At 70.4% G+C, this 25,282-nt stretch carries 24 protein-coding genes and 2 pseudogenes; 7 read left to right on the top strand and 19 right to left on the bottom strand.

Features of this window, described 5'->3' with window-relative positions:
- Positions 1-71 precede the first annotated feature (71 nt).
- Positions 72-674: a hypothetical protein gene (locus tag ABD932_RS14750; protein ID WP_345012654.1), complete on the top strand. Its 603-nt coding sequence runs from the start codon at positions 72-74 to the stop codon at positions 672-674.
- Here ABD932_RS14750 and ABD932_RS14745 read toward each other — a convergent pair.
- The 6 genes and pseudogenes from ABD932_RS14745 to ABD932_RS14715 form a co-directional block, all read right to left on the bottom strand.
- Complete coding sequence (locus tag ABD932_RS14745) at positions 610-1,455, bottom strand: inositol monophosphatase family protein (protein WP_345012652.1); 846 nt, start codon at positions 1,453-1,455, stop codon at positions 610-612. The two genes, ABD932_RS14750 and ABD932_RS14745, sit on opposite strands and share 65 nt — an antisense overlap.
- A 117-nt stretch (positions 1,456-1,572) precedes the next feature.
- A complete protein-coding gene (locus ABD932_RS14740; protein ID WP_345012650.1) occupies positions 1,573-3,399 on the bottom strand; it encodes a gamma-glutamyltransferase family protein in 1,827 nt (608 codons plus the stop codon).
- Positions 3,400-3,448: 49 nt separating this feature from the next.
- A pseudogene (locus ABD932_RS14735) lies at positions 3,449-3,706 on the bottom strand (site-specific integrase); the annotation flags it as partial.
- A 184-nt stretch (positions 3,707-3,890) separates the two neighbouring features.
- The gene (locus ABD932_RS14730; protein WP_345012646.1) at positions 3,891-4,181 is read right to left on the bottom strand and encodes a hypothetical protein; all 291 of its coding nucleotides are present in this window, start codon (positions 4,179-4,181) and stop codon (positions 3,891-3,893) included.
- A gap of 80 nt (positions 4,182-4,261) precedes the next feature.
- Positions 4,262-4,732, bottom strand: a complete 471-nt coding sequence (locus tag ABD932_RS14725) for a class I SAM-dependent methyltransferase (RefSeq protein WP_345012644.1) — start codon at positions 4,730-4,732, stop codon at positions 4,262-4,264.
- 605 nt (positions 4,733-5,337) lie between these two features.
- Positions 5,338-6,150: an SDR family NAD(P)-dependent oxidoreductase gene (locus tag ABD932_RS14715; RefSeq protein ID WP_345012642.1), complete on the bottom strand. Its 813-nt coding sequence runs from the start codon at positions 6,148-6,150 to the stop codon at positions 5,338-5,340.
- A 226-nt stretch (positions 6,151-6,376) separates the two neighbouring features.
- Here ABD932_RS14715 and ABD932_RS14710 point away from each other — a divergent pair, with 226 nt between their 5' ends.
- The 3 genes from ABD932_RS14710 (at position 6,377) to ABD932_RS14700 (ending at position 8,598) form a co-directional block, all read left to right on the top strand.
- Positions 6,377-6,661, top strand: a complete 285-nt coding sequence (locus tag ABD932_RS14710) for a hypothetical protein (protein ID WP_345012640.1) — start codon at positions 6,377-6,379, stop codon at positions 6,659-6,661.
- 994 nt (positions 6,662-7,655) lie between these two features.
- Entirely contained in the window at positions 7,656-8,228 is a 573-nt protein-coding gene (locus tag ABD932_RS14705; protein WP_345012638.1) for a YceI family protein, read from the top strand.
- Positions 8,229-8,316: 88 nt separating this feature from the next.
- Positions 8,317-8,598: a hypothetical protein gene (locus tag ABD932_RS14700; protein WP_345012636.1), complete on the top strand. Its 282-nt coding sequence runs from the start codon at positions 8,317-8,319 to the stop codon at positions 8,596-8,598.
- A 443-nt stretch (positions 8,599-9,041) separates the two neighbouring features.
- Here ABD932_RS14700 and ABD932_RS14695 read toward each other — a convergent pair whose 3' ends face one another.
- Positions 9,042-9,281, bottom strand: a complete 240-nt coding sequence (locus ABD932_RS14695) for a hypothetical protein (protein ID WP_345012634.1) — start codon at positions 9,279-9,281, stop codon at positions 9,042-9,044.
- Between the two features lie 49 nt (positions 9,282-9,330).
- Positions 9,331-9,507, bottom strand: a pseudogene (locus ABD932_RS14690) (dsRBD fold-containing protein); the annotation flags it as partial.
- A 177-nt stretch (positions 9,508-9,684) separates the two neighbouring features.
- On the opposite strand from ABD932_RS14690, the gene ABD932_RS14685 reads away from it, so the two are divergent.
- Positions 9,685-10,710, top strand: coding sequence for a 6-phosphofructokinase (locus tag ABD932_RS14685; RefSeq protein ID WP_345012632.1), 1,026 nt, complete (start codon positions 9,685-9,687; stop codon positions 10,708-10,710).
- A gap of 512 nt (positions 10,711-11,222) precedes the next feature.
- Here the strand turns inward: ABD932_RS14685 and ABD932_RS14680 are convergent.
- The 4 genes from ABD932_RS14680 to ABD932_RS14665 all read right to left on the bottom strand — a co-directional run bounded on the left by ABD932_RS14680 (position 11,223) and on the right by ABD932_RS14665 (position 14,172).
- Positions 11,223-11,948 (bottom strand): GntR family transcriptional regulator, encoded by a 726-nt coding sequence (locus ABD932_RS14680; RefSeq protein WP_345012630.1) that lies wholly within the window; start codon positions 11,946-11,948, stop codon positions 11,223-11,225.
- 53 nt (positions 11,949-12,001) lie between these two features.
- A complete protein-coding gene (locus ABD932_RS14675) occupies positions 12,002-12,163 on the bottom strand; it encodes a hypothetical protein (protein WP_345012628.1) in 162 nt (53 codons plus the stop codon).
- Positions 12,164-12,286: 123 nt separating this feature from the next.
- Entirely contained in the window at positions 12,287-12,976 is a 690-nt protein-coding gene (locus ABD932_RS14670) for a response regulator (RefSeq protein WP_345012626.1), read from the bottom strand.
- 53 nt (positions 12,977-13,029) lie between these two features.
- Positions 13,030-14,172 (bottom strand): sensor histidine kinase, encoded by a 1,143-nt coding sequence (locus ABD932_RS14665; RefSeq protein WP_345012624.1) that lies wholly within the window; start codon positions 14,170-14,172, stop codon positions 13,030-13,032.
- A 167-nt stretch (positions 14,173-14,339) separates the two neighbouring features.
- Between ABD932_RS14665 and ABD932_RS14660 the strand changes: the two genes are divergently transcribed.
- Entirely contained in the window at positions 14,340-15,347 is a 1,008-nt protein-coding gene (locus tag ABD932_RS14660) for a carboxymuconolactone decarboxylase family protein (protein ID WP_345012622.1), read from the top strand.
- A 150-nt stretch (positions 15,348-15,497) separates the two neighbouring features.
- Positions 15,498-16,166 (top strand): hypothetical protein, encoded by a 669-nt coding sequence (locus tag ABD932_RS14655; protein WP_345012620.1) that lies wholly within the window; start codon positions 15,498-15,500, stop codon positions 16,164-16,166.
- A 31-nt stretch (positions 16,167-16,197) separates the two neighbouring features.
- On the opposite strand, the gene ABD932_RS14650 is transcribed toward ABD932_RS14655, so the two are convergent.
- The 7 genes from ABD932_RS14650 to ABD932_RS14620 form a co-directional block, all read right to left on the bottom strand.
- Entirely contained in the window at positions 16,198-17,745 is a 1,548-nt protein-coding gene (locus tag ABD932_RS14650) for an NCS1 family nucleobase:cation symporter-1 (RefSeq protein WP_345012618.1), read from the bottom strand.
- A gap of 136 nt (positions 17,746-17,881) precedes the next feature.
- A complete protein-coding gene (locus tag ABD932_RS14645) occupies positions 17,882-18,904 on the bottom strand; it encodes a TIGR03842 family LLM class F420-dependent oxidoreductase (protein WP_345012616.1) in 1,023 nt (340 codons plus the stop codon).
- Between the two features lie 11 nt (positions 18,905-18,915).
- Positions 18,916-20,319 (bottom strand): dihydropyrimidinase, encoded by a 1,404-nt coding sequence (gene hydA / locus ABD932_RS14640; protein ID WP_345012614.1) that lies wholly within the window; start codon positions 20,317-20,319, stop codon positions 18,916-18,918.
- A 96-nt stretch (positions 20,320-20,415) separates the two neighbouring features.
- A complete protein-coding gene (locus tag ABD932_RS14635; protein ID WP_345012612.1) occupies positions 20,416-21,258 on the bottom strand; it encodes a nitrilase-related carbon-nitrogen hydrolase in 843 nt (280 codons plus the stop codon).
- Positions 21,259-21,413: 155 nt separating this feature from the next.
- Complete coding sequence (locus ABD932_RS14630) at positions 21,414-23,006, bottom strand: PucR family transcriptional regulator (RefSeq protein ID WP_345012610.1); 1,593 nt, start codon at positions 23,004-23,006, stop codon at positions 21,414-21,416.
- 30 nt (positions 23,007-23,036) lie between these two features.
- A complete protein-coding gene (locus ABD932_RS14625; protein WP_345012608.1) occupies positions 23,037-24,320 on the bottom strand; it encodes an aspartate aminotransferase family protein in 1,284 nt (427 codons plus the stop codon).
- A complete protein-coding gene (locus tag ABD932_RS14620) occupies positions 24,317-25,159 on the bottom strand; it encodes a nitrilase-related carbon-nitrogen hydrolase (RefSeq protein WP_345012606.1) in 843 nt (280 codons plus the stop codon). The genes ABD932_RS14625 and ABD932_RS14620 overlap by 4 nt, the downstream gene beginning before the upstream one ends.
- Positions 25,160-25,282 lie beyond the last annotated feature (123 nt).

Genomic DNA, 25,282 nt, shown 5'->3' with positions numbered 1-25,282 from the left:
AGCCGATGGCCTTGAAGGATCAGGATATGCCGGGTCACTGACAGCGCCGGGGCGTGGGTAAGGTCCGCCGGGTGACGCGCCGCTTCCGCTTCCCTGCACCCGAGGACGACTCGTGGCACTGGTTCGAGGTGGGGGCAGCCGGGCAGGTGCTGCGGCAGATCACCTTCCGGGGGCCTGATTCCGTGCCCGTGGTGGCGGCCGAACCGGTCGAGGTGGCGCAGACACGGCAGGCGTGCGGGGAGTGGGGCGTGCGGCTGTACGAGGTCGTGTACGGCGTGCCGGTGCGGGAGCCGGTCGTGGAGCCGCCGGGCGCCCGGTCGGTCGACCCGCGGGAGTTCGATGTGGCCTGGGGCCGCGCCCGGTCCTTCCGCCAGTGCCACGTCCGCCACGACACCGGTCCCCTGCCGGTCGGCACGCGCCTGACCGGGACGTTCACCGCCTCCCCCTGGGGTCCCGGTGTCACGGGAGTGTTCGTCGACGTCGGTCTGCCCGCCGCCGGCTTCGTGGACGCCTCGGTGCTGCTGCGGGCGGAATGCGCGTGGCCCGCGGACGGCACTCCCGCCGAGTTCGAGGTGGTCGACCTGCGCGTCGGCGTGGGCCGTCCCCAGATCAGGCTGCGCCCGACAGCAGTTCCCGCACCCGGCGAGCCGTGGCCGCGTCACGGGCCGTGGTGAACGGCAGGACGTTGCCGCCGGTGATGCGGAAGGGCTCCCCCGCGCGGGTCAGGTGGGCGCCGCCGGCCTCCTCGACCAGGAGCAGGCCCGCCGCATGGTCCCAGGCGGCCTCCCAGGAGAACGCGGTCGCGTCCAACTCGCCCCGGGCGACGGCGAGATACTCCAGCCCCGCGGAACCGCAGGCGCGAGGCCGCACGCCGTCGGTCCACAGGCCCAGCAGGGCGTGCTTCTGCTCGTCGGTCGTGTAGTCCGGGTGGGACGTGGCGACTTCGAGGTCCCGGCCGGGCTCCGGCGCGCCGGAGTGCAGCCGCTCGCCGTCGAGGTAGGCCCCCTGGCCCCGTATCGCCGTGGCCAGTTGGTCGAGGGCGGGGGCGTAGGTCCAGGAGGCGAGCAGGACGCCGCGGTGCGCGAGCGCGACCAGTGTGCAGAAGCCGGTGTCTCCGTGCACGAACTGGCGGGTGCCGTCGACAGGGTCGATGATCCAGACCGGGGCGTCGCCGCGTATCGCGTCGTACGACGCCGGATTGGCGTGCACCGCCTCCTCGCCGACCACGACCGAGCCGGGCAGCAGGGGACCGAGCGCCTCGGTGAGGTACTGCTCGGCGAGCCGGTCGGCGTCGGTGACCAGGTCGTGCGGTCCGTTCTTCTGGTCGACCTCGTCCTCGGCGAGCTGCCGGAAGCGGGGCATGATCTCGGCCGCGGCCGCCTTGCGGACCGCTTCCTCCACGTCGGCCGAGTGCTGTGCGAGAAACTCTTCGATGGTTTCGTTGTATCCGATCACCCCTCCATGAGAGCACGCCCCACTGACAATCCCCGCCCGCCCGGTGGCCGCCGGATGGCATCGACGTGAACATGAGGGGCACGTATCGGCAGGTCAGAGGGCATGTCCGGCGAGCGCTCAGCGCCCGACCGCGTACCCCTGCATCCCCCGCGGATTCGCCGCCGCCGACAGCACACCCGTCTCCGGGTCCCGCGCGACCGCACACAGCCGCCCCTCCGACCAGGCGTCACCGACGGTCACCTCATGACCACGCCGCCGCAGCTCCTCCACCACGTCCGCGTCCGTACGGGACTCCACGGTGACGCTGCCCGGCCGCATCCCGCGCGGGTAGAAGGAGCCGGGGAAGCTGTCGTTGTGCCAGTTCGGGGCGTCGATCGCGCCCTGGAGGTCGAGGCCGCCGCGGAACTGGGCCCGCAGGGCCACGGCCAGGAAGAAGTGCAGCTGCCACTGGTCCTGCTGGTCGCCGCCGGGTGTGCCGAAGGCCATGACGGGCACTCCGTCGCGCAGGGCGATGGAGGGCGTGAGGGTGGTGCGGGGGCGCCGCCCCGGCGTCAGGGAGTTCGGCAGGCCCTCCTCCAGCCAGGCCATCTGGAGCCGGGTGCCGAGCGGGAAGCCCAGTTCAGGTACCACGGGGTTGGACTGCAGCCAGCCGCCGCTGGGCGTGGCCGCGATCATGTTGCCCCAGCGGTCGACGACGTCGAGGTGGCAGGTGTCGCCGCGGGTGGTGCCGTCGGCTGCGATGTCCGGCTCGCCCGGCACCAGGGAGGTGGGGCGCTTCGCGACCGTCGGTTCCCCGACGCCCAGCACGTCGAAGCCGGGTTCGTCGGAGGCCACCACGCGCGCGTGGGCGCACAGCCGCGGGGCGCGTCCGCCCGGGCTGCCGGGCCGAAGCTCGTGGGAGGCCTTCTCGCCGACCAGTTCCCGCCGGGCGGCGTTGTACGGCTCCGACAGCAGCTCGGCGAGCGGTACCTCCGCCGCGTCGCCGTACCAGGCCTCCCGGTCGGCCATGGCCAGCTTGCAGCCCTCGATCAGCAGATGGACGTACTCGGCGGACCCGTACCGCGGCAGCTCGGGCGGGAGCAGCGCGAGCTGCTGGAGGAGGACCGGGCCCTGGCTCCAGGGGCCGGCCTTGCAGACGGTCCAGCCGTTCCAGTCGTACGTCGCCGGCGCCTCGTAGGTGGCGGACCAGCCGGCGAGGTCGGCGGCCGTGAGCGTGCCGGAGTGCCGCTCACCGCTGGTGTCCATGGTGGGCCGCCGGGCCTGCCGTACGAGCGCCTCGGCGATGAAGCCGGCGCGCCACACCTCCCGCGCCGCCTCGATCCGGGCGACCCGGTCCCCGGCCCCGGCGATCTCGTCGAGCAGTCGCTTCCAGGTGGCGGCGAGGGCGGGGTTGCGGAACAGTTCGCCGGGCCGGGGCGCCTTGCCGCCCGGCAGATACATCTCGGCCGACGACGTCCACTCGGTCTCGAACAGCTCCCGCACGGTCTCGACTGTCTCGCCGACGCGCTCCACGGGCGCGTGCCCGTGTTCCGCGTATCCGATGGCGTACTTGAGCACGTCGGCCGGCGTCCTGGTGCCGTGGTCCCGCAGCAGCAGCATCCAGGCGTCGAAGGCGCCGGGGACGGCGGCGGCCAGCGGCCCGGTCCCCGGTACGAGGTCCAGGCCGAGTCCCCGGTAGTGCGCGACCGTGGCCCCCGCCGGGGCGACGCCCTGCCCGCACAGCACCCGCACCTCGCCGCCCGCGGGGGCGAGCAGGATCGGCACCTCGCCGGCGGGGCCGTTGAGGTGCGGCTCGACGACGTGCAGCACGAAGGCGCCCGCCACGGCCGCGTCGTAGGCGTTGCCGCCGTCCTCCAGCACGGCCATCGCCGACTGCGAGGCGAGCCAGTGGGTGGAGGACACCATGCCGAAGGTGCCCTGGAGGGTGGGGCGGGTCGTGAACATGTGGGCTCTCACCTCACTGTTTGCGCGCGTCGGCCGGTCGAATCTGCGCTCAGGACCGGACGTGGGGAGAATCTGGCCAGTTCGGGCCGGAGCTCTCCTCCGCCCGTTCCCCCAGCAGGCTATCGATCGCCCTGCGCCCCTTCTTCCCCGCCTCGGGCATGAAGTACGCGTAGTGGTCGAGAGTGATGGTCGGCGACGAATGCCCCAGCCACTTGGCGAGGATGACGACCGACTCTCCTGCCTCCAGCACGAGGGATGCGTACCTGTGCCTCAGCACTCGGAACCCGTCCTTCGGTGCCGCTTGCCACTGCCAAGGCTTCGCCCCCTGCGCAACTTCCCGGGAATCCAGACGCCTTCCTGGGCTACTCCCCGCAGAGCACGCCACCAGTCGGGTCAGTCGGGTTCGACGGTCACCCGGCACACCTCCGCGAGTGATGGGGGCACGTTCACGTGCGCATCAGGCACGGTCTGAGCGGAGAGTGGCGCCTGACTCACCGGGCGCAGCCGACGTCCAGCACTTCGATCACATCGCCATGGGTGGTGTACACAAGCCAGCACCATTCACCGAACGCCGCGCCCAGGCCCGTGACCTGGGCTTCCGGGGTCCGCGCCACGGCGCTGATGAGCGTGATGATCTCCTTGTGCATGTCGTCCGGTACGTCGGACAGCACGTTGGCGGCCGGTGGGATCAGTTCGATCTTCATTTCGCCCCCAAGGGCGGCAAGGACACCTGTGCGGACGGAGTGATGCTCTCCGCTGGACATGCCGATGACGACGACCAACCTCTCCCCAACACGATAAGTCCACCGTTGCTGGAGCTGACACCCGGTAGGTCCTGCGCGATTTCGCCGACCGCGGCCTGCTACGCCTGGCCCGCGGCCGCATCACCGTCCTGGGCCCCGCCCGCCTGCTCGGCGAGGCCGGGAAGCCCCGGGGCGGCATCGACCGTCTCGAAGGTCACACGGTCGCCGACACCCGCCTTCTCCGCGTTCGCCCGGGCGCGTTCCACCTGGCCCGGGAAGTTGTCGAACCCCGTGAAACGCGAGCGGGGAAACCTCTTGGCGAGCACGATCAGGGCACGGCCCGCGCCGCATCCCACGTCCGCGACGTCGATGCCGCGCTCCAGCCTTTCGACGACGTGAGGAAAGGTGCTCAGCCAGTCATCGACCATTACGCTCTCGAACCAGCTCCCTGTGAAGCGGCTCATGCCGTCCCACAGGATGTCCGGGTAGTCGCTCTGCCGTACCCCTCCCCCGCTCCTGAACGCCTCGATCAGTCGTTCGTACGGCGCCAAGGCGGCGGGCATCATCTGATACACGCCTCCGAGGAACATGGGCCCTGTTTCCTCGGCCAGAGCGGGGGCGTGCTCGGCGGGCAGGGTGAAGCGCCAATTCGCGCTGTGCCGCCACCCTGTTCCTCCTGGCCGAGCACGATCGCTCGGTGCGACCGGCCCGGAAAGCCAAGCATCGGACTGCTCCCTCGCGTCGCCGCCACGACGGACAGAGGCGCTCGGTCCGGCTGGCCTCACCCGATCCGGGTATCGGACGCACAGGGGGAGCGAGGCCTGCGGCCGCGCCGAAGCGACCGTCCACTCGTCCCGCCGGACGACTGGATTGGGTTCCGATGCTGTCAGCGTAGAGAAACACGCCTCTGCCAGCAGGTGAGCGCGTATCCGACGGTGAGGAAGGCCTCGTGGATGTCCTCCCGTATCTCCCAGCGGATCGGCAGGCGCGGAACCAGTGGAGGTGAGCGAACGCGCGCTCCACGAAACTGCGTTGGGCACCGAGGCCGGAACGACCGCCACGACATCCGCGCCCGCCATCCACGAAGCCGGACACCACGGGGAGCGCGCACCGACAAAGCTTCACCAGAATTCCGTGCCTTCCGGCATGGCTCGCCACTGGTTAAGCGGGGGGCCCCGCGGCTCAGCAGCGGGCCCTATGCGATCAGGCTGTGCGTCAGCTTCATCAGGCGCTCACGTGCCTCGGTGTCGTAGGCCTGCTCATGGGCGCGCGTATCCGTGAACTGGTCGAAGTAGCGGCCCGTGGCGGTGGCGAGTTCCGGATCGAGCAGTAGGCGCACCGTCGGCCGGACACCCTCGTCCGTGCTGGTCACGGGGGTAAGGCCGTACGCGCGGACGCCGTTCGTGTCCATCAGGTGGGCAGGATGGAGGGTGTTCACCGTGACTCCGGTGCCTTGCAGTTCGGCGGCCAGCTCGAAGGTCGCCATGATCATGGCCAGCTTGCTTCTGCAGTAGGCGCGCAGCCCCTCGTAGTCCCGCTCCAACATGACGTTGTCGAAGTCGATGGTCTCCTGACCGATCGAGGCGACGTTGATCACTCGGGCGGGAGCCGAGGCGGTGAGCAGGGGCAGCAGGTCGCGGGTGAGCGCGTAGGGGGCGAGGTGGTTCACGGCGAAGCGGAGTTCATGGCCCTGGCGGCTCAATTCGCGGGTGAGCGGTTCGGCGCCGCCGCCCGCCACCGCATTGTTGATGAGGCCGTCGAGGTACGGCTCCGCGCTACGGATCCGGTCGGCCATCGCGTGCACCTGGTCCAGGTCGGACAAGTCGGCGAGGTACGTGCGGATGGTGGTACCGGGGGCGGCGGCCCGTGCTTCGGTGGCCACGGCCTCCAGGCGAGTGCGGTCCCGGCCGTGCAACAGGACGGTGCCGCCGCGCATGGCCAGGTCGAGTGCGAGAGCACGGCCCATGCCCTGGGTGGCGCCGGTGATCAAAGTGGTGCGCTGGGTCATGCCGGCCACCCTCGCAGTGCCGGCGGAGCGGCGGGGAGTGTGCAGCGAGCCTGGTGCCGTCACCACCAGGCTCGGCACGTCTCGACCGACCCGCACCGGATCATGCCGGACGACGTGGACTTCATGCATCCGGCGTCATCCCGCAGAGGGTAGGACGCGTCCCGGTCGCTGCCACCCCTGGCGAGCTGCGGCGCGTGGCGCTCATCGAAGTGGAAGGATCGATTCCATGGGCACCGAGAAGGGCTGGGTGTACCGGATCGACGAGCCGCACGGTTCGCAGGGCTGGGGCCCCTACGGCGGCCATCCCGAGCGGTGGCGCGGGACCATCGTCACCGAAGGGCCCGCCGAGTACGTCGCCGCCCTCGTCATCACCGACCTGGTGACCGAGTGGAAGGTGCGCGGCACCGGGCAGAGGCACGTGCGCGTGATCGTCTGGAAGGACCAGGAAGGCGACGACCCCGAGGACGCGACCTTCACCGTTGAGATCCGGCCCGACATCGAAGCAGAGTGACCGATCCGGCCACGGAGGACGGGCTTGGCGCTCTTCGGGGCGCGGCAAGGCCTTCACACCGCGGGCAGGCCCGCGCGAAGGCTCCGAGGACAAAAAACAGTCCCCGGTAGTGCTGCGCGTGTCCTGAAGCTTCAGTCGTCACCGTTGCCTCGGTGTCGCGCCGGCTTGCCGGGGGCCTGAACCACATCCTGTCCAAGTCACTCCGCCGACTAGACGTCCTCACCGGCTTCGTGGCTCTTTCGGTGTCGTGGTCTAGTAATCACCTTGCCTAAGATGTGCCGCGAGTCAATAGGGTTTAGGTAAATTTTTCACCACCGCCTCCGACGACCGTGCGCTACGCCTCGAAACGGCAGCCACCGCCCGGGGCGAGAGCCCCGCCCACGACTGCCACTCGACGACCACCCCGATCCGCGGCGTCCCGCTCTCGCTCTCCCACCACTACGCCCGGGCCGACTGGCCCTCCTATACCCACCTGACCCGCGCCCTCGGCTACACCACCGCGCCGGCCCTCCCCCCTGCGTGCCCAGGGCGAGACCCCCGGCACCCTCACCCTCCTGCTCGCCCGCCCTGGACCCCCGCTCCCCCAACAGATCCAGATGGGCCAGCTCCTGACCGACAGCGCCGCCCTCGCCATGACGAAGCCGAAGGACTGGCAGGACCCTCAGGCACAGGACGACCGCTGACACATTGCCCTTCACACCGATATGCCAATATTCCCCAGCCAGCCACCCTCGGCGGAGCCGTTCACCTCGTTCATCCCACTCGGGATCGCCGCCCACTGGCGCAGCGTGGACGGAGGGACACTGATCGGCAGGCAGAGGTGACCAGCCCGGCCGCGCCGCCCCGACTGTGGGGTCTCGCGGTACGTCGGCGCGGTGCGCCGGGACCAGGACCCGGCCATCCGGCTCTGTTGCGACACGCCTCGCCCCATAGGGGACACGCCGACCGGGCCGCGTCGACGACCCCGGCGGTGGCCGCCCGTACCCTCGGCGCTGTGACGCTGACGGACGGAACGTACCGGCTCGGACCTTCGACCGGCCGCCTCTTGATCAAGACCGGCCGCGCCGGGCTGGGCCGCCGGGCGGGACACGATCTCACTATCGAGGCCACCGGCTGGTTCGGGGAGGCCGTGGTGGCCGTCGGTGCCCCGGACGGGGCGTCGGTGAGCGTGACGGTCGAGGCAGGCTCACTGGAGGTCCGGGAGGGAACGGGCGGTCTGAAGGCGCTCACCGACGCCGACCGGGGCGAGATCAAAAGGACGCTGGCGGGCACGGGCCAACTGAACATCGCCGAGCACGCCACGATCACCTTCCGTTCCACCCGCGTCACGGGAACCCCGCAGTCCTTCGAGATCACCGGGGAGCTCACCATCAAAGGCCGGACCCACCCGGTGACGGTGCACGGGAAGAGCGACGACAGCGGGCTGGTGCGCGGCTGGGCGACCGTCACTCAGTCCGCCTGGGGAATCAAGCCCTACACCGCGTTCCTGGGCGCGTTGCGGCTGGCCGACGAAGTCCGGGTGGAGTTCGAGGTGGCCGGGCTGGACCCGGTGGACAGCCCCGGGTAGCCGCCGTGCGCGGGCCAGGCGCGACAGCCGATCGCAGCCACCCGGCTCAAGGCTGTGGGTGGATCTGCCCGCGGCCTACGGTAGGGGCATGAGCGACATCGTCGTCGTGTACGAGCTCGACAAGCCGGTGGCCACACGCTCCTCCCCCGGTTCACCGGGAGAGGAAGAACGGCCCGTCCGCAGGGTGCACGCGGCGCCCACCGCTCCAGGAACGCCCACCACGACCGGACCACGAACTCTCTGCGGCAAGGACACGTTCGCTATGGAGACCGCCCGCCGCAGGCCCTCCGACCAGCGTGGGACGCCGTGGTACCCCGACGAGTGCGCATCCGTGGTCTGCCCCGACTGCGATGCCGTGATGGAGATCTGACCGGCACACGCGCCAACAGCGCCGCCGCCGCTCCGGACTTCTCGCTGGACCGCTTCAGGGCCTCCCTGGCGACTTCGCGCATGTGCACGCTGCCGCGCTCCTCGTCGCTCGCACTCACGCCCCCCGGCCCCTCCATGCCCGCATCCAGCCCTGGCCCCGACCCTCAGCACGAGCCCCGCCGACGACGCCCGCGTGAAGGACCGGGATGACTGCCGATCCGGCCGTGCCGCGCGGGGCCGACCAGACTCTTCCACGAGCGAAGCCGCTGTCCAGTTGCGGACCTCGGATCCATGTGAAGCGGCTGCACATCGCTGCCAGGGCGGCCGACACCACGTACCCGAGGCCCCGAAGGGCTCAACTCAAATGCAGCGCCAAGCTGTCGAGCGCGCCCCGCCATGGTGTGCAGCCCACCATGATCTCTCGCTTGCGTCCGCCCTGCCCGTCTACAGGCCCCGGGACAGCAGGATCTCGTGGGCCAGGCGGGCACCGCGTGCACCGCGGCCGCCGTCGTCCGCCCCGTTGCTCGGTGACAGTTCGAGGCCCTCGGCCAGGGCCCGTACGGCCGCGGTCAGCGTCTCCACGCGCTGTTCCAGGTTCCGCACCCGCTGCTCCAGCGTGTCGTGGGTCTCCTGGGTACCGCCGGCGCCCGTGGTGTCGACGGCCTGTTCTTCGGCGTTCCGCATGATCGCCTCCGGCATGGTCTTGTTCTCTGAACACATCGGGGACCGTCGGTCACATGGGCCAGCCGGCCGTAGGCCGAGTACCCCGCCCGCTCGGGGACGCGCCCATGCCCTCGATGTCGCGCTCGGCGGCGTCGACCAATTGCTGGGCAAGGTCGTGCATGGCCCAGCCCGCCGCGAGTTCGTCACCGATCTCCGGCACATCCGTGTCCGCGGGGTTACAGAGCGCGACGCGGGCCTTTCAATTCATGGTGTGCGGCATCGCTTCCTCTGCTCCTGGTCGTCTCGGTACGGATCCGAGTACGGGGTCTCCCTCCAGGATGTAACGCCAGCCCCCCGGTGGAGTGGTCAGTACGGATCGAATGGAGGGACGCTGGAGAGAGATGATCCAGGAAGGGAGGAAGCCGTGAAGGTCGGAGTGCTGACCGGTGGCGGTGACTGTCCCGGCCTCAACGCCGTGATCCGCAGCGTCGTCCGCAAGGGCGTCCAGGAGTACGGCTTCGACTTCGTCGGATTGCGAGACGGCTGGCGCGGTGCGCTCCAGGGCAAGGTCGTGCCGCTGGGCATCCCCAGCGTGCGCGGAATCCTCCCCCGCGGCGGAACCATCCTCGGCTCTTCCCGCACCAACCCGTTCAAGGACGAGGACGGGGTGCGACGCGTGCAGGACACCCTTGCCGCGCACGGCGTGGACGCGCTCATCGTGATCGGCGGCGAGGACACACTCGGTGTGGCCACCGAGCTGAGCCGTCAGGGGATCCCTCTGGTCGGCGTGCCGAAGACCATCGACAACGACGTGTTCGGCACCGACTACACCTTCGGCTTCGATACCGCCGTCGGCGTGGCGACAGAGGCCATCGACCGTCTCCACACCACTGCCGAGTCGCACATGCGAGCACTGGTGGTGGAGGTGATGGGTCGGCACTCCGGGTGGATCGCGCTGCACGCCGGCATCGCGGGCGGTGCCAACGTGATCCTCATCCCGGAGCGGCCGTTCGACATCCATCAGGTCTGTGCCTGGGTGCAGAGCCGATTCGAGATCAACTATGCGCCGATCGTCGTGGCAGCCGAAGGGGCCGTTCCGAAAGGAGGGCAGATGATCCTCAAGGACCAGACGCAGGACGAGTTCGGCCATGTGCGTCTGTCCGGCATCGGCGAGTGGCTGGCCCAGGAGATCTCGGAACGCACGGGCGCGGATGCCCGCACCACGGTCCTTGGCCACATCCAGCGTGGCGGCACCCCGAGTGCCTTCGACCGGTGGCTGGCCACCCGCTTCGGGCTGCACGCCGTCGACGCGGTCAAGGACGGTGACTTCGGCAAGATGGTGGCCTTGCGCGGTAACCGGATCATCCGTCTCCCCCTCGCCGATGCCACGGCTCAGACCAAGCTGGTCGAGCCGTCGTTGTACGACGAGTTCGAGGTGTTCTTCGGCTGAATGCCCTGGACGTCCGGTCAGCGACGACCGTGGCTGCCGCGACTGGCGGGCCTGGTTCACGCCCCTCACCGGCACGACCGCGCGGCGACCGCGGCATTCTGGTAACCGCCGTCGGCCCAGACCACCCGGGCTGCCGTACCGGGTCCCGTGCGTCTGCCTCGCCAGGCGGTGAAGACCGGTTCACTGAAAAACTCGTTTCCGCAGTTCATGGACTCGACGGATGCCACTGTTCGCGCACTACGGCCGGTCGATCATCCTGCGCCCCCTAGTTCCCCCGCCTCTGGTCCCGCGAACCTCATACGTCCAGGCCATCGCGCCGGACGAGCCGGATCGCGATGACGTTGTGCTGGAACTCGTCGGTGCCCTCGCCGACGATCATCTGGTGGCCTGCGAAGCGCCGTACGCCTGCCACGGTGAAGGTGGGCTTCGCTGAAGCGTGCCGGGTCGGAGACCTCCCCGTATCCCGCTCTGTATACAGAACGGGGGAGCCGCCGCCAGCGCGAGGCGTCGGCTCAGCGGACCACATCCACCTGCACGTTCGCGCCGATCGCCAGGTCGTGGCCGGTCAGGCTGTCGATGAGGGCCTGCAGAGTCTGCGCCAGATGGTGTCGGCAAGCCGCCTCCGCCGCCTGGGCGTCGCCCTGCGTGATCGCCTTCAGCATCGCGCGGTGCTCCTCCAGCGAGGTGAGCATGCGCCGCGGCCCGCTGTGCGAGAGGTGCCGCAGGCGCACGGTCTGGCTGCGCAGGTCGCCGATCGTGCGGGCGAGGTACGGATTGCGGCAGGCGGCGATGACCGCCCGGTCGAAGCCCTCGGCGATGTCGTAGAACTCCTGGTAGGACCGCGCCTGAGCGGCGGCGTCCAGCGCGCGGAAGGACTCGTCGAACTCCCCCAGCCGCTCCAGCAGTTCACCGAACGGCAGCAGTACCCGCCCGTCGGCCGCCCCCGCTCCCGCCACCGACGCGACGGCCTCCGGCTCCAGCAGCATCCGGAACTCGAACAGCGCCCGCACCCCGCCCAGCGAGATCGCGGCCACCCTGGCCACCTCGCCCGGCACGAAGTCGACCAGGCCCTCCCGGGCCAGCCGCCGGATCGCCTCCCGCACCGGCGTGCGCGAAGCGCCCAGCTCCTCCCCCAGCTGGACCTCGCTCAGCCTGGCTCCCGGACGCAGCCGCAGCGACTCGATGTCACCCTTGAGCCGCTCGTAGACCGCTTCGCTCTTACCAGTCGCCCGGGTCATGGAACTCCTCGCCGATCCTGCCGCACCCACCCTTGTATACAGAGGTATACAGGCTATCCGGGCAGCGCATCGGGCGAGGTGGAGTGGTGACGCCGGATGTTCGACCACATGATCCAGCCGGCGCCGATGATGAGGCCGAAGCCGATGATCCGGTAGAGCACCACGGCGGCGATAGCGGTGCCCATGGCGACGCCGCCGGTGACTGCATGCGCCATACAACTGCACATCGCCGGGCAATTACGCCATCGGTGCAATGCGAGCCCCCAGGGAACGCCGGTTCCGCCCGGTGGGGTCCTGTAGATCAGGTTTCCGCGTTGAGGGCACGCAGCCCTGCGGTGTCACGGCGCCGAAGAATCCGCACTCCGAGGAGCCACCAGCCCCGACTCATAGGCGAACACGACGAGTTGGGCCCTGTCCCGCGCCCCCAGCTTCGTCATCGCCCGGCTGATGTGGGTCTTCGCCGTGAACGGGCTGATCACCATGTGCTCGGCGATCTCCTCGTTCGTCAGCCCCCGCGCCGCCAACGCCGTCACCTCGCGTTCGCGGCGCGTCAGGCCCTCCAGGCCGGGAGCGGTGGCCCGGTCCGGTGGTCTGGACACGAACTCGCCGATCAGGGTGCGGGTCACCGACGGGGACAGCAGCGCCTCCCCGCCCGCCACCACGTCGATCGCCTGGAGCAGGTCGGCCGGTTCGGTGTCCTTCAGGAGGAAACCGCTCGCACCGGCGCGCAGGGCCTCGAAGACGTACTCGTCGTGGCCGTAGTTCGTCAGGATCACCACGCGGACGGACGCCAGCGCCGGGTCCGCGGCGATGCGGCGGGTCGCCTCGATGCCCGTCATCACCGGCATCTGTACGTCGATCAGCGCGATGTCGGGAACCTGGGCGCGGATCAGCTCCAGGCCCCGCTCCCCGTCCGCCGCCTCGCCGACCACCTCGATACCGTCCTCGGCGTCCAGCAGGGCCCGGAAGCCCGCCCGCATCAGTGCCTGGTCGTCGACGAGCGCCACTCTGATCACGCCGTCCCCCATTCCGTCGTCACCCCGCCCCACAACCCATCGTCACCCCGTCGCCCGGACCGCAGTCACCCCGCCCTCGTCCCGACTCCCTCATCTCGTCCCGCCTCCCCCGCCTCCCCCAGCGGCAGCCGCGCCCGCACCGCGAATCCGCCCTCCGCGCGCGGGCCCGCGTCCAGCGTGCCGCCGAGGGCCGTGACGCGTTCGCGCATACCGGTGAGACCGATGCCGGGGGTGGGCGGGCCGGCCGGGTCGGCGGTGCCGTCGTCCTCGACGCGGATCGTCAAGTCACCTTCCCCGTAGTCCAGTTGGACGTTCACCTTCGCCGGGCCCGCGTGCCGCGCCGCGTTCGTCAGGGCCTCCTGGACGATGCGGTACGTGGCCCGGTCGACGGTCGCCGCCAGCGGCCGCTCCTCCCCCGTCACCGTCAGCTCGACCGCGAGCCCGGCCGCCCGCGCCCGCTCCACGAGCAGCGCGGGTGTGCCGGTCGGCTCGTCCGTGCGCAGCACTTCCAGCGTGGCGCGCAGCTCACGCATCGCCTCGCCGCTCGCCTCCTGGATGGCGAGCAGCGCGGGCGGTATCTCCTCGCCGCGCTTGCGGGCCAGGTGCACGGCGACGCCCGCCTGGAGCTTGACGATCGAGATGCTGTGGGTGAGCGAGTCGTGCAACTCGCGGGCTATGCGCAGGCGTTCCTCGCCCGCCCGGCGCAACGCCGCCTCCTCCCGGGTACGCTCGGCCTCCATGGCGCGCTGCTCGGTCTGCCGCAGATATGCCTGCCAGTTGCTGTCGGCCAGCCCTGTCACGACCGCGCACAGGAACCAGCCGGCGAGGAGCAGTGCCTCCCGGGCGACCTCCGCGCTCGCCGAGCCCACCGCGACGTAGCCGCCGAGGAAGACGGCCGCGGCCGCGGCGGCGGTCCCCCGGTGCCCGGTCCGTGCCGCTGTGTGCACCGCGCCCACTACGGGAAGGGCCATGATGGCCGAGGGTCCGGCGTGGACGACTTCGGCGAGCAGGCAGCCGGTGGTGATCGCGAGCACCACGCGCGCAGCCGTGCGGTGCGCGGCCAGGGCCAGCGAACCGACCGCGATCAGCGCGAGGTCGAGCGGCCCCGCACGGTCGTCCGCCCGGGCGACGAGCACGACGATCACGCCGACCACGACCGCGACCGCCGCGTCGACGAGCCGCTCGCGCTTGATCCGATTCCCCCTCATGCCCGCACAGTAGACCGCCCCACCGACAGTGACGTCACCCCTGTGGACGGCCTCCCGACTACTCCCCACGCAGTAGTGCCCGGCACCGGCCGACCCCGCTGTCGCAGCCCCAACTCCCTTCGGCCGTACGACGCCCCGGACGGCCCTGCCGGGGCAAGCTGCTGCCCATGTCCACACCCTTCCGTCACACCGAGCCCCTCCCGCCCAGGTCGGCCACCGGCACCGTCGCCGAGGTGTACGCGCAGATCGCCCTCGACTTCGGCATCGCGGCGCCCGCCACCTTCATGGTCCTGTCCTCCGCACCCGAACTCCTGGCCCCCACCTGGGCGTTGATGCGCGAGTCGCTCATCGCGGGGGCCGGCGACCGCACCGGCAAGGAGTTGGTGGCCCTCGGGGTGTCGCTCGCCAACAAGTGCCCGTTCTGCGTGGACGCCCACACCGTGCTGCTGCACGCCACCGGCGACCACGCGCTGGCGGAGCGGCTGGCGCGGGGAGAGGCCCCGGAAAACGAGGAGCACGCACGCGTGCTGGACTGGGGACGGCACACGCGCGTACCCGGCGCCGCCCTGGTGCCGTACCCCTTCCCCCGCGCGCACGCCCCCGCCTACCTCGGCACCGCGCTCACCTTCCACTTCATCAACCGGATCGCGTCGGCCCTGCTGACCGAGAACCTGCTGCCGGCCGGCGCCCAGCGCTTCCGCGCGGTACGCAGCCTCGCGGGCCGCACGCTCGCCCGGACCGTACGCCGCCCGGCCCGTCCCGGCACCGCCCTCGCGCTCCTCGACCACGCCGACCCCGGCGAAGCCCCCGCATGGGCGGGCGGGACCCCCGTCGGCCTCGCGTACGCGGCACTGCTCAGGGCGGCCCTCTCGGGCGCCGCCCTTCTCGACACCGACGACCAGGACCTGGTGGAAGACGTCATCCAGGACTGGGACGGGGCACATCCCCCGCTCGACCTGAGGGGCTTCCCGGACCGACGGGAGCGTCCCGGGGCGCGCCTCGCCCTGCTGGCCGCCCTCGCGCCGTACCGCATCACGGACGAGGACGTCGCGGCCTGGCGCCGGCCGGAGCACACCGACCACTGCCTGGTGCACCTGGTCGCGTATGGGGCGTTCGTCGCCGTTGACCGCATCGAAAGCGCACTTTCCGCCCAAATCATCCAACAGGCCATGTAACTCGCCCAGGACACCACGTAATTACGGCCCTCCCGTAACGGCGTCAGCACGGAGCGAGTTCGCCCTTCCGCCTCACAGGGAGTCATGTGACACTGGCGTCCCGTCCGCTGTGCGGACTCCCTCCGCACCGTCCCCCACGAAAAGTGCGCCGTGCGTTCTCTTTCCTTGCCGCTCGCCCTCACCGCACGTCTGTCGCCCGTCGTCGTGCTCGCCGCGGCGGGCTGGGCGCTGTCGTCCGGCCCGTTCGCCGCGACACCGGCCGCCGATGACGGGGGGACGCGGAAGAGCGAGGGCGAGTCGCCCACGGCGCCCGCGACGGCGGCGGTGTCGAAGACGTACGCCACCGCTCCCGCGCCGTGCGACAGCCTGGGCACGAAGACGATCAAGTCGCTGGTGCCGGGCGCCAAGACGGCCGGCAAGGAGATCCAGTCCACCGACTCGAAGCTGCGCCGCACCTGCTCGTGGAACGCGCTCAAGGGCTACGACTACCGCTGGCTGGACGTGTCCTTCGAGATCACGGAGTCGGACGACGCGGCGCTGAAGTCCTTCAAGGACCGCGTCGCGGACAAGAGCGGCGGTGGCGACGTCCCCGGCATCGGTGACGCCGGCTACTCCGTCGTGAACCTCACCACCGAGGACAAGCAGCAGACACGTGAGGGCGTGGTGCTGGTCCGCACATCCAACGCGCTGGTCTCCATCACGTACAGCGGCAGCGACTTCGAGTCGAAGAAGGCGCCCGACACGGACGAGATCAACAAGGGCGCGATCAAGGCGGCCAAGGAGGCGGTGGCCGCCTTGGAGGACGGCCAGAAGGGCTGACCGCCCTCCACGACCGCCCTCCCTCGCGGGATCAGGCTTCGGCGCGTTCCTTGCGACCGCCCATGAGCACCACGTACAGCAGCAGCGAGGCGCCCAGACCCACCGCCCAGCCGTAGTCGGCGAGCGGCTTGAGGAACGGGATCAGTCCGTCGGTCGGGAACGGGCCGGTCTTCGTGCCGTCGGCGCCGACGCCCGAGTACGAGCCGCCGACCGCGAGGACGCCGCCGACCAGGAAGGCGACGATCGCCCGCCAGTTCCAGCCGGACGAGTACCAGTAACGCCCGCCGGGCGTGTACAGGTCGGCGAGGTGCAGGACCGTGCGGCGGACGATCCAGTAGTCGGCGATCAGGATGCCCGCGACCGTGCCGAGCAGACCGCCGACCACGCCGAGCCAGGTGAAGATGTAGAACTCCGGGGTGGAGATCAGCTTCCACGGGAAGATCAGGATGCCGACGACACCGGTGATCAGGGCGCCGGTACGGAAGTTGATGAGCTTCGGGGCCAGGTTCGCCAGGTCGTACGCCGGGGAGACCACGTTCGCCGCGATGTTCACGGAGATGGTGGCGACCAACACGATGATCAGCGCGAAGAGCAGGCCGAAGGCGTTGTCCGTCTTGGCGGCCAGTGCGACCGGGTCCCAGATCGCCTCGCCGTAGACGACCTCGGAGCCGGAGGTGACCAGCACGGCGAGCACGGCGAAGAGCGTCATGGTCGTAGGAAGGCCGAGAGCCTGGCCCCAGGTCTGCGCCTTCTGGCTGGCGCCGAAGCGGGTGAAGTCGGGGATGTTGAGGGACAGCGTCGCCCAGAAGCCGATCATGCCCATGAGGGACGGGAAGAAGACCGGCCAGAAGTCGGGGCCCCAGCCCAGCTTCGAGGGCTGGTCGAGCAGCGCGCCGAACCCGTCCGCCTTGACCGCGATCCAGATCAGCAGCACGAGGGCACCGACGATCACGAAGGGCGCGGCCCAGTTCTCGAAGTGCCGCAGGAAGTCCATGCCGCGATAGATGATGGCGATCTGCAGCGCCCAGAAGAGCAGGAAGCAGAGCCACAGCGGCCAGGGGTTGCCCGCGACCTTCGCCGCGTTCTCCCAGCCTCCGCCGGTGAGCTTGGAGCCGAGGGCGAAGATGCCGCTGCCGCCGATCCAGGTCTGGATGCCGAACCAGCCGCAGGCCACCGCCGCCCGGATCAGCGCCGGGATGTTGGCGCCGCGCAGCCCGAACGACGCCCGCGCCAGCACCGGGAACGGTATGCCGTACTTGGGCCCGGCATGCCCGGTGGCCAGCATCGGCAGCAGCACGATGATGTTGGCCAGGGCGATGGTGAAGACGGCCTGCTTCCAGTCCATGCCGAGGGCGACCAGGCCGGAGGCCAGGGTCCAGCTGGGGATGCAGTGGGCCATGGAGATCCACAGGGCCGCGAAGTTGTACGTCGTCCACTTGCGCTCGGCGACCGGGACGGGACGCAGGTCCTCGTTGGCGAAGGGGCTGTCGGCGGGGTACGCCTCAGGAGCGAGTTCGATCCGGCCGTCGGCACCGGCGAACTGGGATATCGGTGACCCCGTGGGGACTGTTTCGGTCATGAGCAGGCCAATCGACAGAGCGGGACGGGATGGAGACAGGCCGTGCGGGGGCCTTGGGCCCTCCCCGGGACGGCGGGGAGGGGGACAAGGTGTGGGGGGTCGGGTGGTGTCGGATCTGTGAACTCGCTGATTTCCGCTAGGAGTTGACCGCGGGAATGACCTCCGAGCCGTACGCGTCGATGACGGCTTCCTGCGCGTCGTGCATGTCGTACACGGCGAACTGGTCGACGCCCAGCTCCCGCAGCGCGTTCAGCTTCTCGATGTGCTTCTCGACCGGTCCGATGAGGCAGAACCGGTCGACGATCTCGTCGGGCACGAACGCGGTGTCGGGGTTGTCGGCGCGTCCGTGATGGGAGTAGTCGTACCCCTCGCGGGCCTTGATGTAGTCGGTGAGTTCTTCGGGTACGGCGGCGGAGTGCTCGCCGTACTTGCTGACCAGGTCGGCGACATGGTTGCCGACCATCCCGCCGAACCAGCGGCACTGCTCGCGCGCATGGGCGAGCTTCTCGGGCGAGTCGTCCTCGGTGACGTACGCGGGGGCCGCGACGCAGATCTTCACCTCGGACGGGTCACGGCCGGCCGCGACCGCAGCGTCCTTGACGGCCTTGACCATGTACTCGGTCAGGTACAGGTCGGCGAGCTGCAGGATGAACCCGTCGGCCTCCTCGCCGGTCATCTTCAGCGCCTTGGGCCCGTACGCCGCCATCCATACGGGGAGTTCGGCGCCCGGCTTGATCCACGGGAACCTGACGACCGTACCGCCGCCGAGGTCGGCCTCCTGACCGCTGCCGAGCGCCCGGATGACCTTCATGGCCTCACTGATGCGGGCCAGCGTGTTGGGCTTGCGGCCGGCGACGCGCATCGCGGAGTCGCCCCGGCCGATGCCGCAGACGGTGCGGTTGCCGAACATGTCGTTGAGGGTGGCGAACGTGGAGGCGGTGACCTCCCAGGTGCGGGTGCCCGGGTTGGTCACCATCGGGCCGACCGTCAGCTTCTGGGTGTTCGCCAAGATCTGGCTGTAGATGACGAACGGCTCCTGCCACAGCACGGCGGAGTCGAAGGTCCAGCCGTAGGTGAAGCCGCTGCGCTCGGCGCGCTTCATCAGGCTGACGACCCGCGAGGCCGGCGGGTCGGTCTGCAGGACGAGTCCGAAGTCCATGTGCTCCGCTCCTAGTTGAGGTACTGACAGGTGGAGCGGGGGGTGTAGACGCCGTGCCCGGCGCGCCCGGTGTACTCCCGCTCGGTGATGACGAGTTCGCCGCGCGAGAGGACCGTCTCGACCCGGCCGACGGTCTGCTTGCCCTCGTACGCCGAGTAGTCGACGTTCATGTGGTGCGTGACGGCGGACATGACCTGCTCGGCCTGCGGGTCGTAGATCACGACGTCGGCGTCGGCGCCCGGCGCGATGGTGCCCTTCTTCGGGTACATGCCGAACATCCGGGCCGGGGTCGCGCAGGCGATCTCGATCCAGCGGCGGCGGGAGATGCGGCCCTCGACGACGGCCTGGTGGAGCAGGTCCATCCGGTTCTCCACACCGGGAAGGCCGTTGGGGATCTTCGAGAAGTCCCCGCGTCCCAGCTCCTTCTGGCCCACGAAGCAGAACGGGCAGTGGTCGGTGGAGACGACCTGGAGGTCGTTCGTCCGGAGCCCCTTCCACAGGTGGGCCTGGTGCTCCTTGGGCCGCAGCGGCGTCGAGCACACGTACTTCGCGCCCTCGAAGTCCGGCTCGGCGAGGTTGTCGGTGGACAGGAACAGGTACTGCGGGCAGGTCTCGCCGAAGACGTTCAGCCCCTCGTCGCGTGCCTTGGCCAGCTCGGCGACTGCCTCCATCGCCGAGACGTGCACGACGTACAGCGGGGCGCCCGCGACCTGGGCCAGCCGGATGGCGCGGTGGGTGGCCTCGGCTTCCAGGAGCGCCTTGCGGACCTCGCCGTGGTAGCGCGGGTCGGTCTCCCCGCGGGCGAGTGCCTGCTCGACCAGGACGTCGATCGCGATGCCGTTCTCCGCGTGCATCATGATCAGGCCGCCGTTCTCGGCGGAGCGCTGCATGGCGCGCAGGATCTGGCCGTCGTCCGAGTAGAAGACGCCGGGGTAGGCCATGAACTGCTTGAAGGAGGTCACGCCCTCCTCCACCAGCAGGTCCATCTCCTTCAAGGTCTCCTGGTTCACATCGGAGACGATCATGTGGAAGCCGTAGTCGATCGCGCAGTTGCCCTCGGCCTTGGCGTGCCAGGCGTCGAGGCCCTCACGCAGCGAGTGGCCCACGCTCTGCACGGCGAAGTCGACGATCGTGGTCGTTCCGCCCCAGGCGGCGGCCCGGGTGCCGGTCTCGAAGGTGTCGGAGGCGAAGGTGCCGCCGAACGGCAACTCCATGTGGGTGTGGGCGTCGACGCCGCCGGGGATGACGTACTTCCCGGTGGCGTCGATGGTCTGGTCGGCCGTCCAGGCCTCGGCGGCCGGGGTGCCGCTCGCGGCGAGGGCGGCGATACGGCCGTCCTCGATCAGGACGTCGGCGTGCATCTCGTCGGACGCGGTGATGACGAGACCACCGCGGATGACGGTACGGCTGCTCATACTCCCTCTCCTACCGTGGTCAACACTGGTGTCCAGTACGTCGATGGGTCCCGCGGGCCCGGCCCCGTGCGCCGGGCCCGCGAAGACACGGGACGGTCAGGGAGCGGTGAGCGGGCTGTACGCCTCGGGACGGCGGTCGCGGTAGAACTGCCAGCGGTCGCGGACCTCGCGCAGCTTGGCCAGGTCCAGGTCCCGGACGACGAGTTCGGTCTCCTTGTCGCTCGCCACCTCGCCGACGAACTGCGCCTCCGGGTCGACGAAGTAGCTCGTCCCGTAGAAGTCGTTGTCGCCGAGGTCCTCGACGCCGACCCGGTTGATCGCGCCGATGAAGTACTCGTTGGCGACGGCCGCCGCCGGCTGCTCCAGCTGCCACAGGTAGCGGGAGAGGCCGCGCGAGGTGGCCGACGGGTTGAACACGATCTCGGCGCCCTCGAGGCCCAACGCCCGCCAGCCCTCCGGGAAGTGGCGGTCGTAGCAGATGTACACGCCGATCTTCCCGACCGCCGTGTCGAAGACGGGCCAGCCCACGTTCCCGGGGCGGAAGTAGAACTTCTCCCAGAATCCGGGCACTTGAGGGATGTGGTGCTTGCGGTACTTGCCGAGGTACGAGCCGTCCGCGTCGATCACGGCGGCCGTGTTGTAGAGGACGCCGGGCTGCTCCTCCTCGTACATCGGCAGCACGAGGACCAGGCCGAGCTCCTTGGCCAGCGCCTGGAAGCGCCTGACGATCGGGCCCTCGGGGATCTGTTCGGCGTACTCGTAGAACGCCTTGTCCTGGACCTGGCAGAAGTACGGCCCGTAGAACAGCTCCTGGAAGCACAGGACCTGGGCGCCCTGCGCGGCCGCGTCGCGCGCCGCCTGCTCGTGCACCTGGATCATCGATTCCTTGTCGCCCGTCCAGGCGGTCTGGAAGATCGCGGCACGGATCACTCTGCTCATCGGGACCTCCGGTCGCTCGGTGTGCGAGGAGCCTAGGAAGTCCGAAAGCCTGCTTTGAGTTGCACGGTGTCACGTCTGCGGGCGCGCGGCGTGTCACGGTGTCACCCTGTCGTGGGCCCATGTTTCACCGCCGTTTTCCCAGGTCGCCGCATGTTTCACCCCTGTTGCGCGTCGTGCGCGAGGAGCGCGATGTGTACGGAGGCAGCCTGCTCGAAGTCGTCGAGGTCGACGCCCAGGCGCGCCTGTATCGCCTCCAGTCGGCGGTAGAGCGCGGGCCGCGAGACGTGGTGGAGCTGGGCGGTGCGGGACTTGTTGCGGCCGGTGGCGAGATAGGTCCGCAGCACGGCCAGCAGGGCGCCCGTCTCGTCGTCCGGTCCGCACAGCAGCCCGTCCAGCTCGCGCTCCGCGAACGACTGCACCTGCGGGTCGTCCCGCAGCAGCCGGACCAGGCCGCGCAGATGGACGTCCTTGAGGCGTACGACGGCCGGGAGGTCGAGGGCGGTGGAGGAGTCGGCGACGGCATCGGCGACGTGCTGGGCCTCGCGCACCCCGGCGGGTACGTCGTCCCAGGCGGTACGCGCGTCGGCGGCCGCCACGACGGTCCGCGCGTCCCCCGACTCCGAGCGCACCCGGGCGGCGAAGTTCGCGGCGAGCACGGCGTCGTCCTGGTCCCTGGCGAGGCTCAGCAGGACCGCGGTGGCCCCGTCGGCGAGCTCGGCGACGATCCCGGGCAGCCCCAGCATCCGCAGCACGCGCTCCAGTTGGGCCGGTTCGCCGTCCCGCACGACCAGCGGCACGAAGGTGCGCCGGTTGACCGGCAGCCCGGCGGCACGCGCGCGTGGCAGCAGTTGCCTGGCCGGTACGACTCCGCTGACCAGGTCGGTCAGCAGGCTCTGCGCGGACTGCTCCTCCCAGGTGTGCGCGGAGGTGCCGCCGAGCATGCGGTGCAGGACGAGGGCCTCGGCGGCGCGGTCGGCGAGCAGCCGTCCGCCGGCGGTGTCGCCGCGGTGGCCGCACAGCACGATCTGCCCCCACCGCTCACCGCGCCCGCCCAGTTCGGCGCGGATCCAGCCGTCGCCCTCGCTGCCCCCGGCCTGCCGGGCGATGCGCTCCCAGTCGCGCAGCACGTCGTCCACCGCCGACCGCTCCCCCGCCGTGGCGAGGACGCGGTGGGCGAGGTTGGTGACGACGACGGGGCAGGCGCTGTGCGCGGCGACCTCGTCGAGGAGGCGTTGCAACGGGGCGCCCGCCGTGATGAGTCCGGTGAGCGCGGTCCGTACGGCCTCGGAGAGACTGACGGCGGCGAACTTGCGCCGCACGAGCCGGGACTGGACCTCCTCGGTCAGCTCGGCGAAGGGGAAGGGCCGGTGCAGGACGACCATGGGCAGCCCGCACCGCTCGGCCGCCCGGCGCATCACCTCGGGCGGCGCGGGAAAGGCCCGGCCGAGGCCCAGCACGACGGCCGCCGCCTCGGCCCGGTGCAGGGAGCGGATGTACTCGGCCTGCTTGTCCTCGTCCCCGGCGAGCAGGACCCCGGTGGTGAGCACCATCTCGCCGCCGCTGAGCATCACCCCGACGTCGGGCGCCTCGGCGACATGCACCCAGCGCACCGGCCGGTCGAGCTGACCGGCGCCGGCCACCACCTCGGGCTCCCCGGCGAGCACCCGCTCCAGGTTGAGGACCTGCCTCACCGACAGGGCGGGTTCCAGGGGTTCCGTAGGCTCCAAGGACTCCAAGGTGGTGGTCATGGCGGCGTTCCCTTACTCAGGTGAGTCCTGCTAGATGCTCCTCAGAGCGTTCTCGAGGATCGCGGCGCCCTCCTCGGCCTCCGCGACCGTGAGGGACAGCGGCGGAGCGATCCGCAGGGAGCTGGTGTTGTGGCCGCCGCCCTTGCCGATGAGGAGGCCGCCCTCGCGGGCCGCCTCCAGCACGGCGGACGCGGCCGCCGGGTCGGCGTCGTCCGTGCCGGGCTTGGTGAGTTCGATGCCCAGCATCAGGCCCCGGCCGCGCACCTCCCGTACGTGCGGCACGTGCGCCGCGACGGCCCGCAGCCGCTCGACGAGCAGCCCGCCGACCCGCCGGGCGTTGCCCTGGAGGTCGTGTTCCAGCAGGTACGACAGGTTGGCGAGGCCGGCCGCCATGGTGATCTGGGTGCCGCCGAAGGTGGAGATGCTGTTGGAGTCGAGGCAGTTCATGATGTCGGCGCGGGCGACGACACCGCCGATGGAGCTGCCGTTGCCGATGCCCTTGGCGAAGGTCAGCATGTCCGGCGGACCGGACTGCCCGTGGGCCTGCCAGCCCCAGAAGTGGTCGCCGGTGCGGCCCCAGCCGGTCTGCACCTCGTCGGCGATCCACAGGATGCCGCGCTCGGCGAGGACGTCCCGGAAGGCGGCGTACAGCCCGTCCGGGCCCGAGGTGAAGCCGCCGACGCCCTGGATGGGCTCGGCGATGAGGGCCGCGGGCGGACGGGTGTGGCCGAGGAGGTCCTTCAGGTCCTCGACGCAGGCGGCGATGAAGTCCTCGTCGCCGAGTTCGGCGTACGGACCACGCGTGCGCACCCCGCCGTGGACGTACAGCGTCTGCAGCGGCGACAGCGAGGTCGGCGACCAGCCGCGGTTGCCGGTGATGCCGACCGCGCTGAACGAACGACCGTGGTAGCTGTTGCGCATCGCGAGGATCGTGTTGCTCTGCCGGTAGGCCGTCGCGAGCAGCAGGGCGGTGTCGTTGGCCTCGGTGCCGGAGGTGGTGAAGAAGACGCGGGCGTCCGGGATGCCGCTCAACTGGGCGATGCGCTCGGCGAGTTCGACCATGGGCCGGTTGAGGTACAGGGTCGAGGAGTGGATGATCCGCCCGGCCTGCTCGCTCACCGCCTTGGTGACCTCGGGCAGCGCGTGCGCGGTCATCGTGGTGAGGATGCCGCCGAAGAAGTCGAGGTAGCGGTTGCCCTGCGCGTCCCAGACGTGCCGGCCCTCGCCGTGGGTGATCTCCAGCGGGTCCTCGTAGTAGAGGGCGAGCCAGTCCGGCATGACGGCTCGGTGGCGTCCCAGCAGGTCCTTCGTCACGGCTGTACCAGTCCTTCGTAGGCGTCGGGGCGGCGGTCACGGTAGAAGGCCCACTGCTGCCGCACTTCTTCGATGAGGTCGAAGTCGAGGTCGCGTACGACGAGTTCCTCGCTCTTGTCGCCGGCGACCTCGCCGACGAACTGCCCACGGGGGTCGACGAAGTAGCTCGTCCCGTAGAAGTCGTTGTCGCCGTACGGCTCCTGCCCGACGCGGTTGATCGCGGCGACGAAGTACTCGTTGGCGACGGCCGCCGCCGGCTGCTCCAGCTGCCAGAGGTAGGCGGACAGGCCACGCGAGGTGGCCGACGGGTTGTACACCAACTGGGCGCCGTTGAGCCCGAGTTGCCGCCAGCCCTCGGGGAAGTGCCGGTCGTAGCAGATGTAGACACCCACCTTCCCGACGGAGGTGTCGAAGACCGGCCACCCCACATTGCCCGGCTTGAAGTAGTACTTCTCCCAGAAGCCCTTGACCTGCGGGATGTGGTGCTTGCGGTACTTGCCGAGGAAGGTGCCGTCGGCGTCGATCACGGCCGCGGTGTTGTAGTAGAAGCCCGACTGCTCGACCTCGAAGACCGGCACCACGATCACCATGCCGGTCTCGCGGGCGAGCTCCTGCATACGACGCACGGTCGGCCCGTCGGGGACCGGCTCGGCCCAGCGGTAGTGCTCCGGCTCCTGGACCTGACAGAAGTAGGGAGCGTTGAAGACCTCCTGGAAGCCGATGATCTTCGCGCCCTGCCGGGCCGCCTCCCGGGCGTGCTCCTCGTGTTTCGCCACCATGGACTCGGTGTCGCCGGTCCAGGTGGCCTGGACCAGAGCGGCACGAACGACGTTGGCCATGAGCTGCTCCTTCGACGGGACGTCAGAGCCTCTACGCCCGTAGAGGGGGCGGTAGAGGCTTGAAAGTAAGCCCCTGGAACAGCCTTGCCAAGACCATCGTCGTTAACCCGCTGAGTCGATCAC

It is taken from the genome of Streptomyces shaanxiensis (genome assembly GCF_039537145.1).
In the GTDB taxonomy this organism is placed as follows: Bacteria; Actinomycetota; Actinomycetes; order Streptomycetales; family Streptomycetaceae; genus Streptomyces; species Streptomyces shaanxiensis.
Note: the sequence above shows the minus strand (reverse complement) of the source record. Positions and strands in the feature narration are given on the sequence as shown.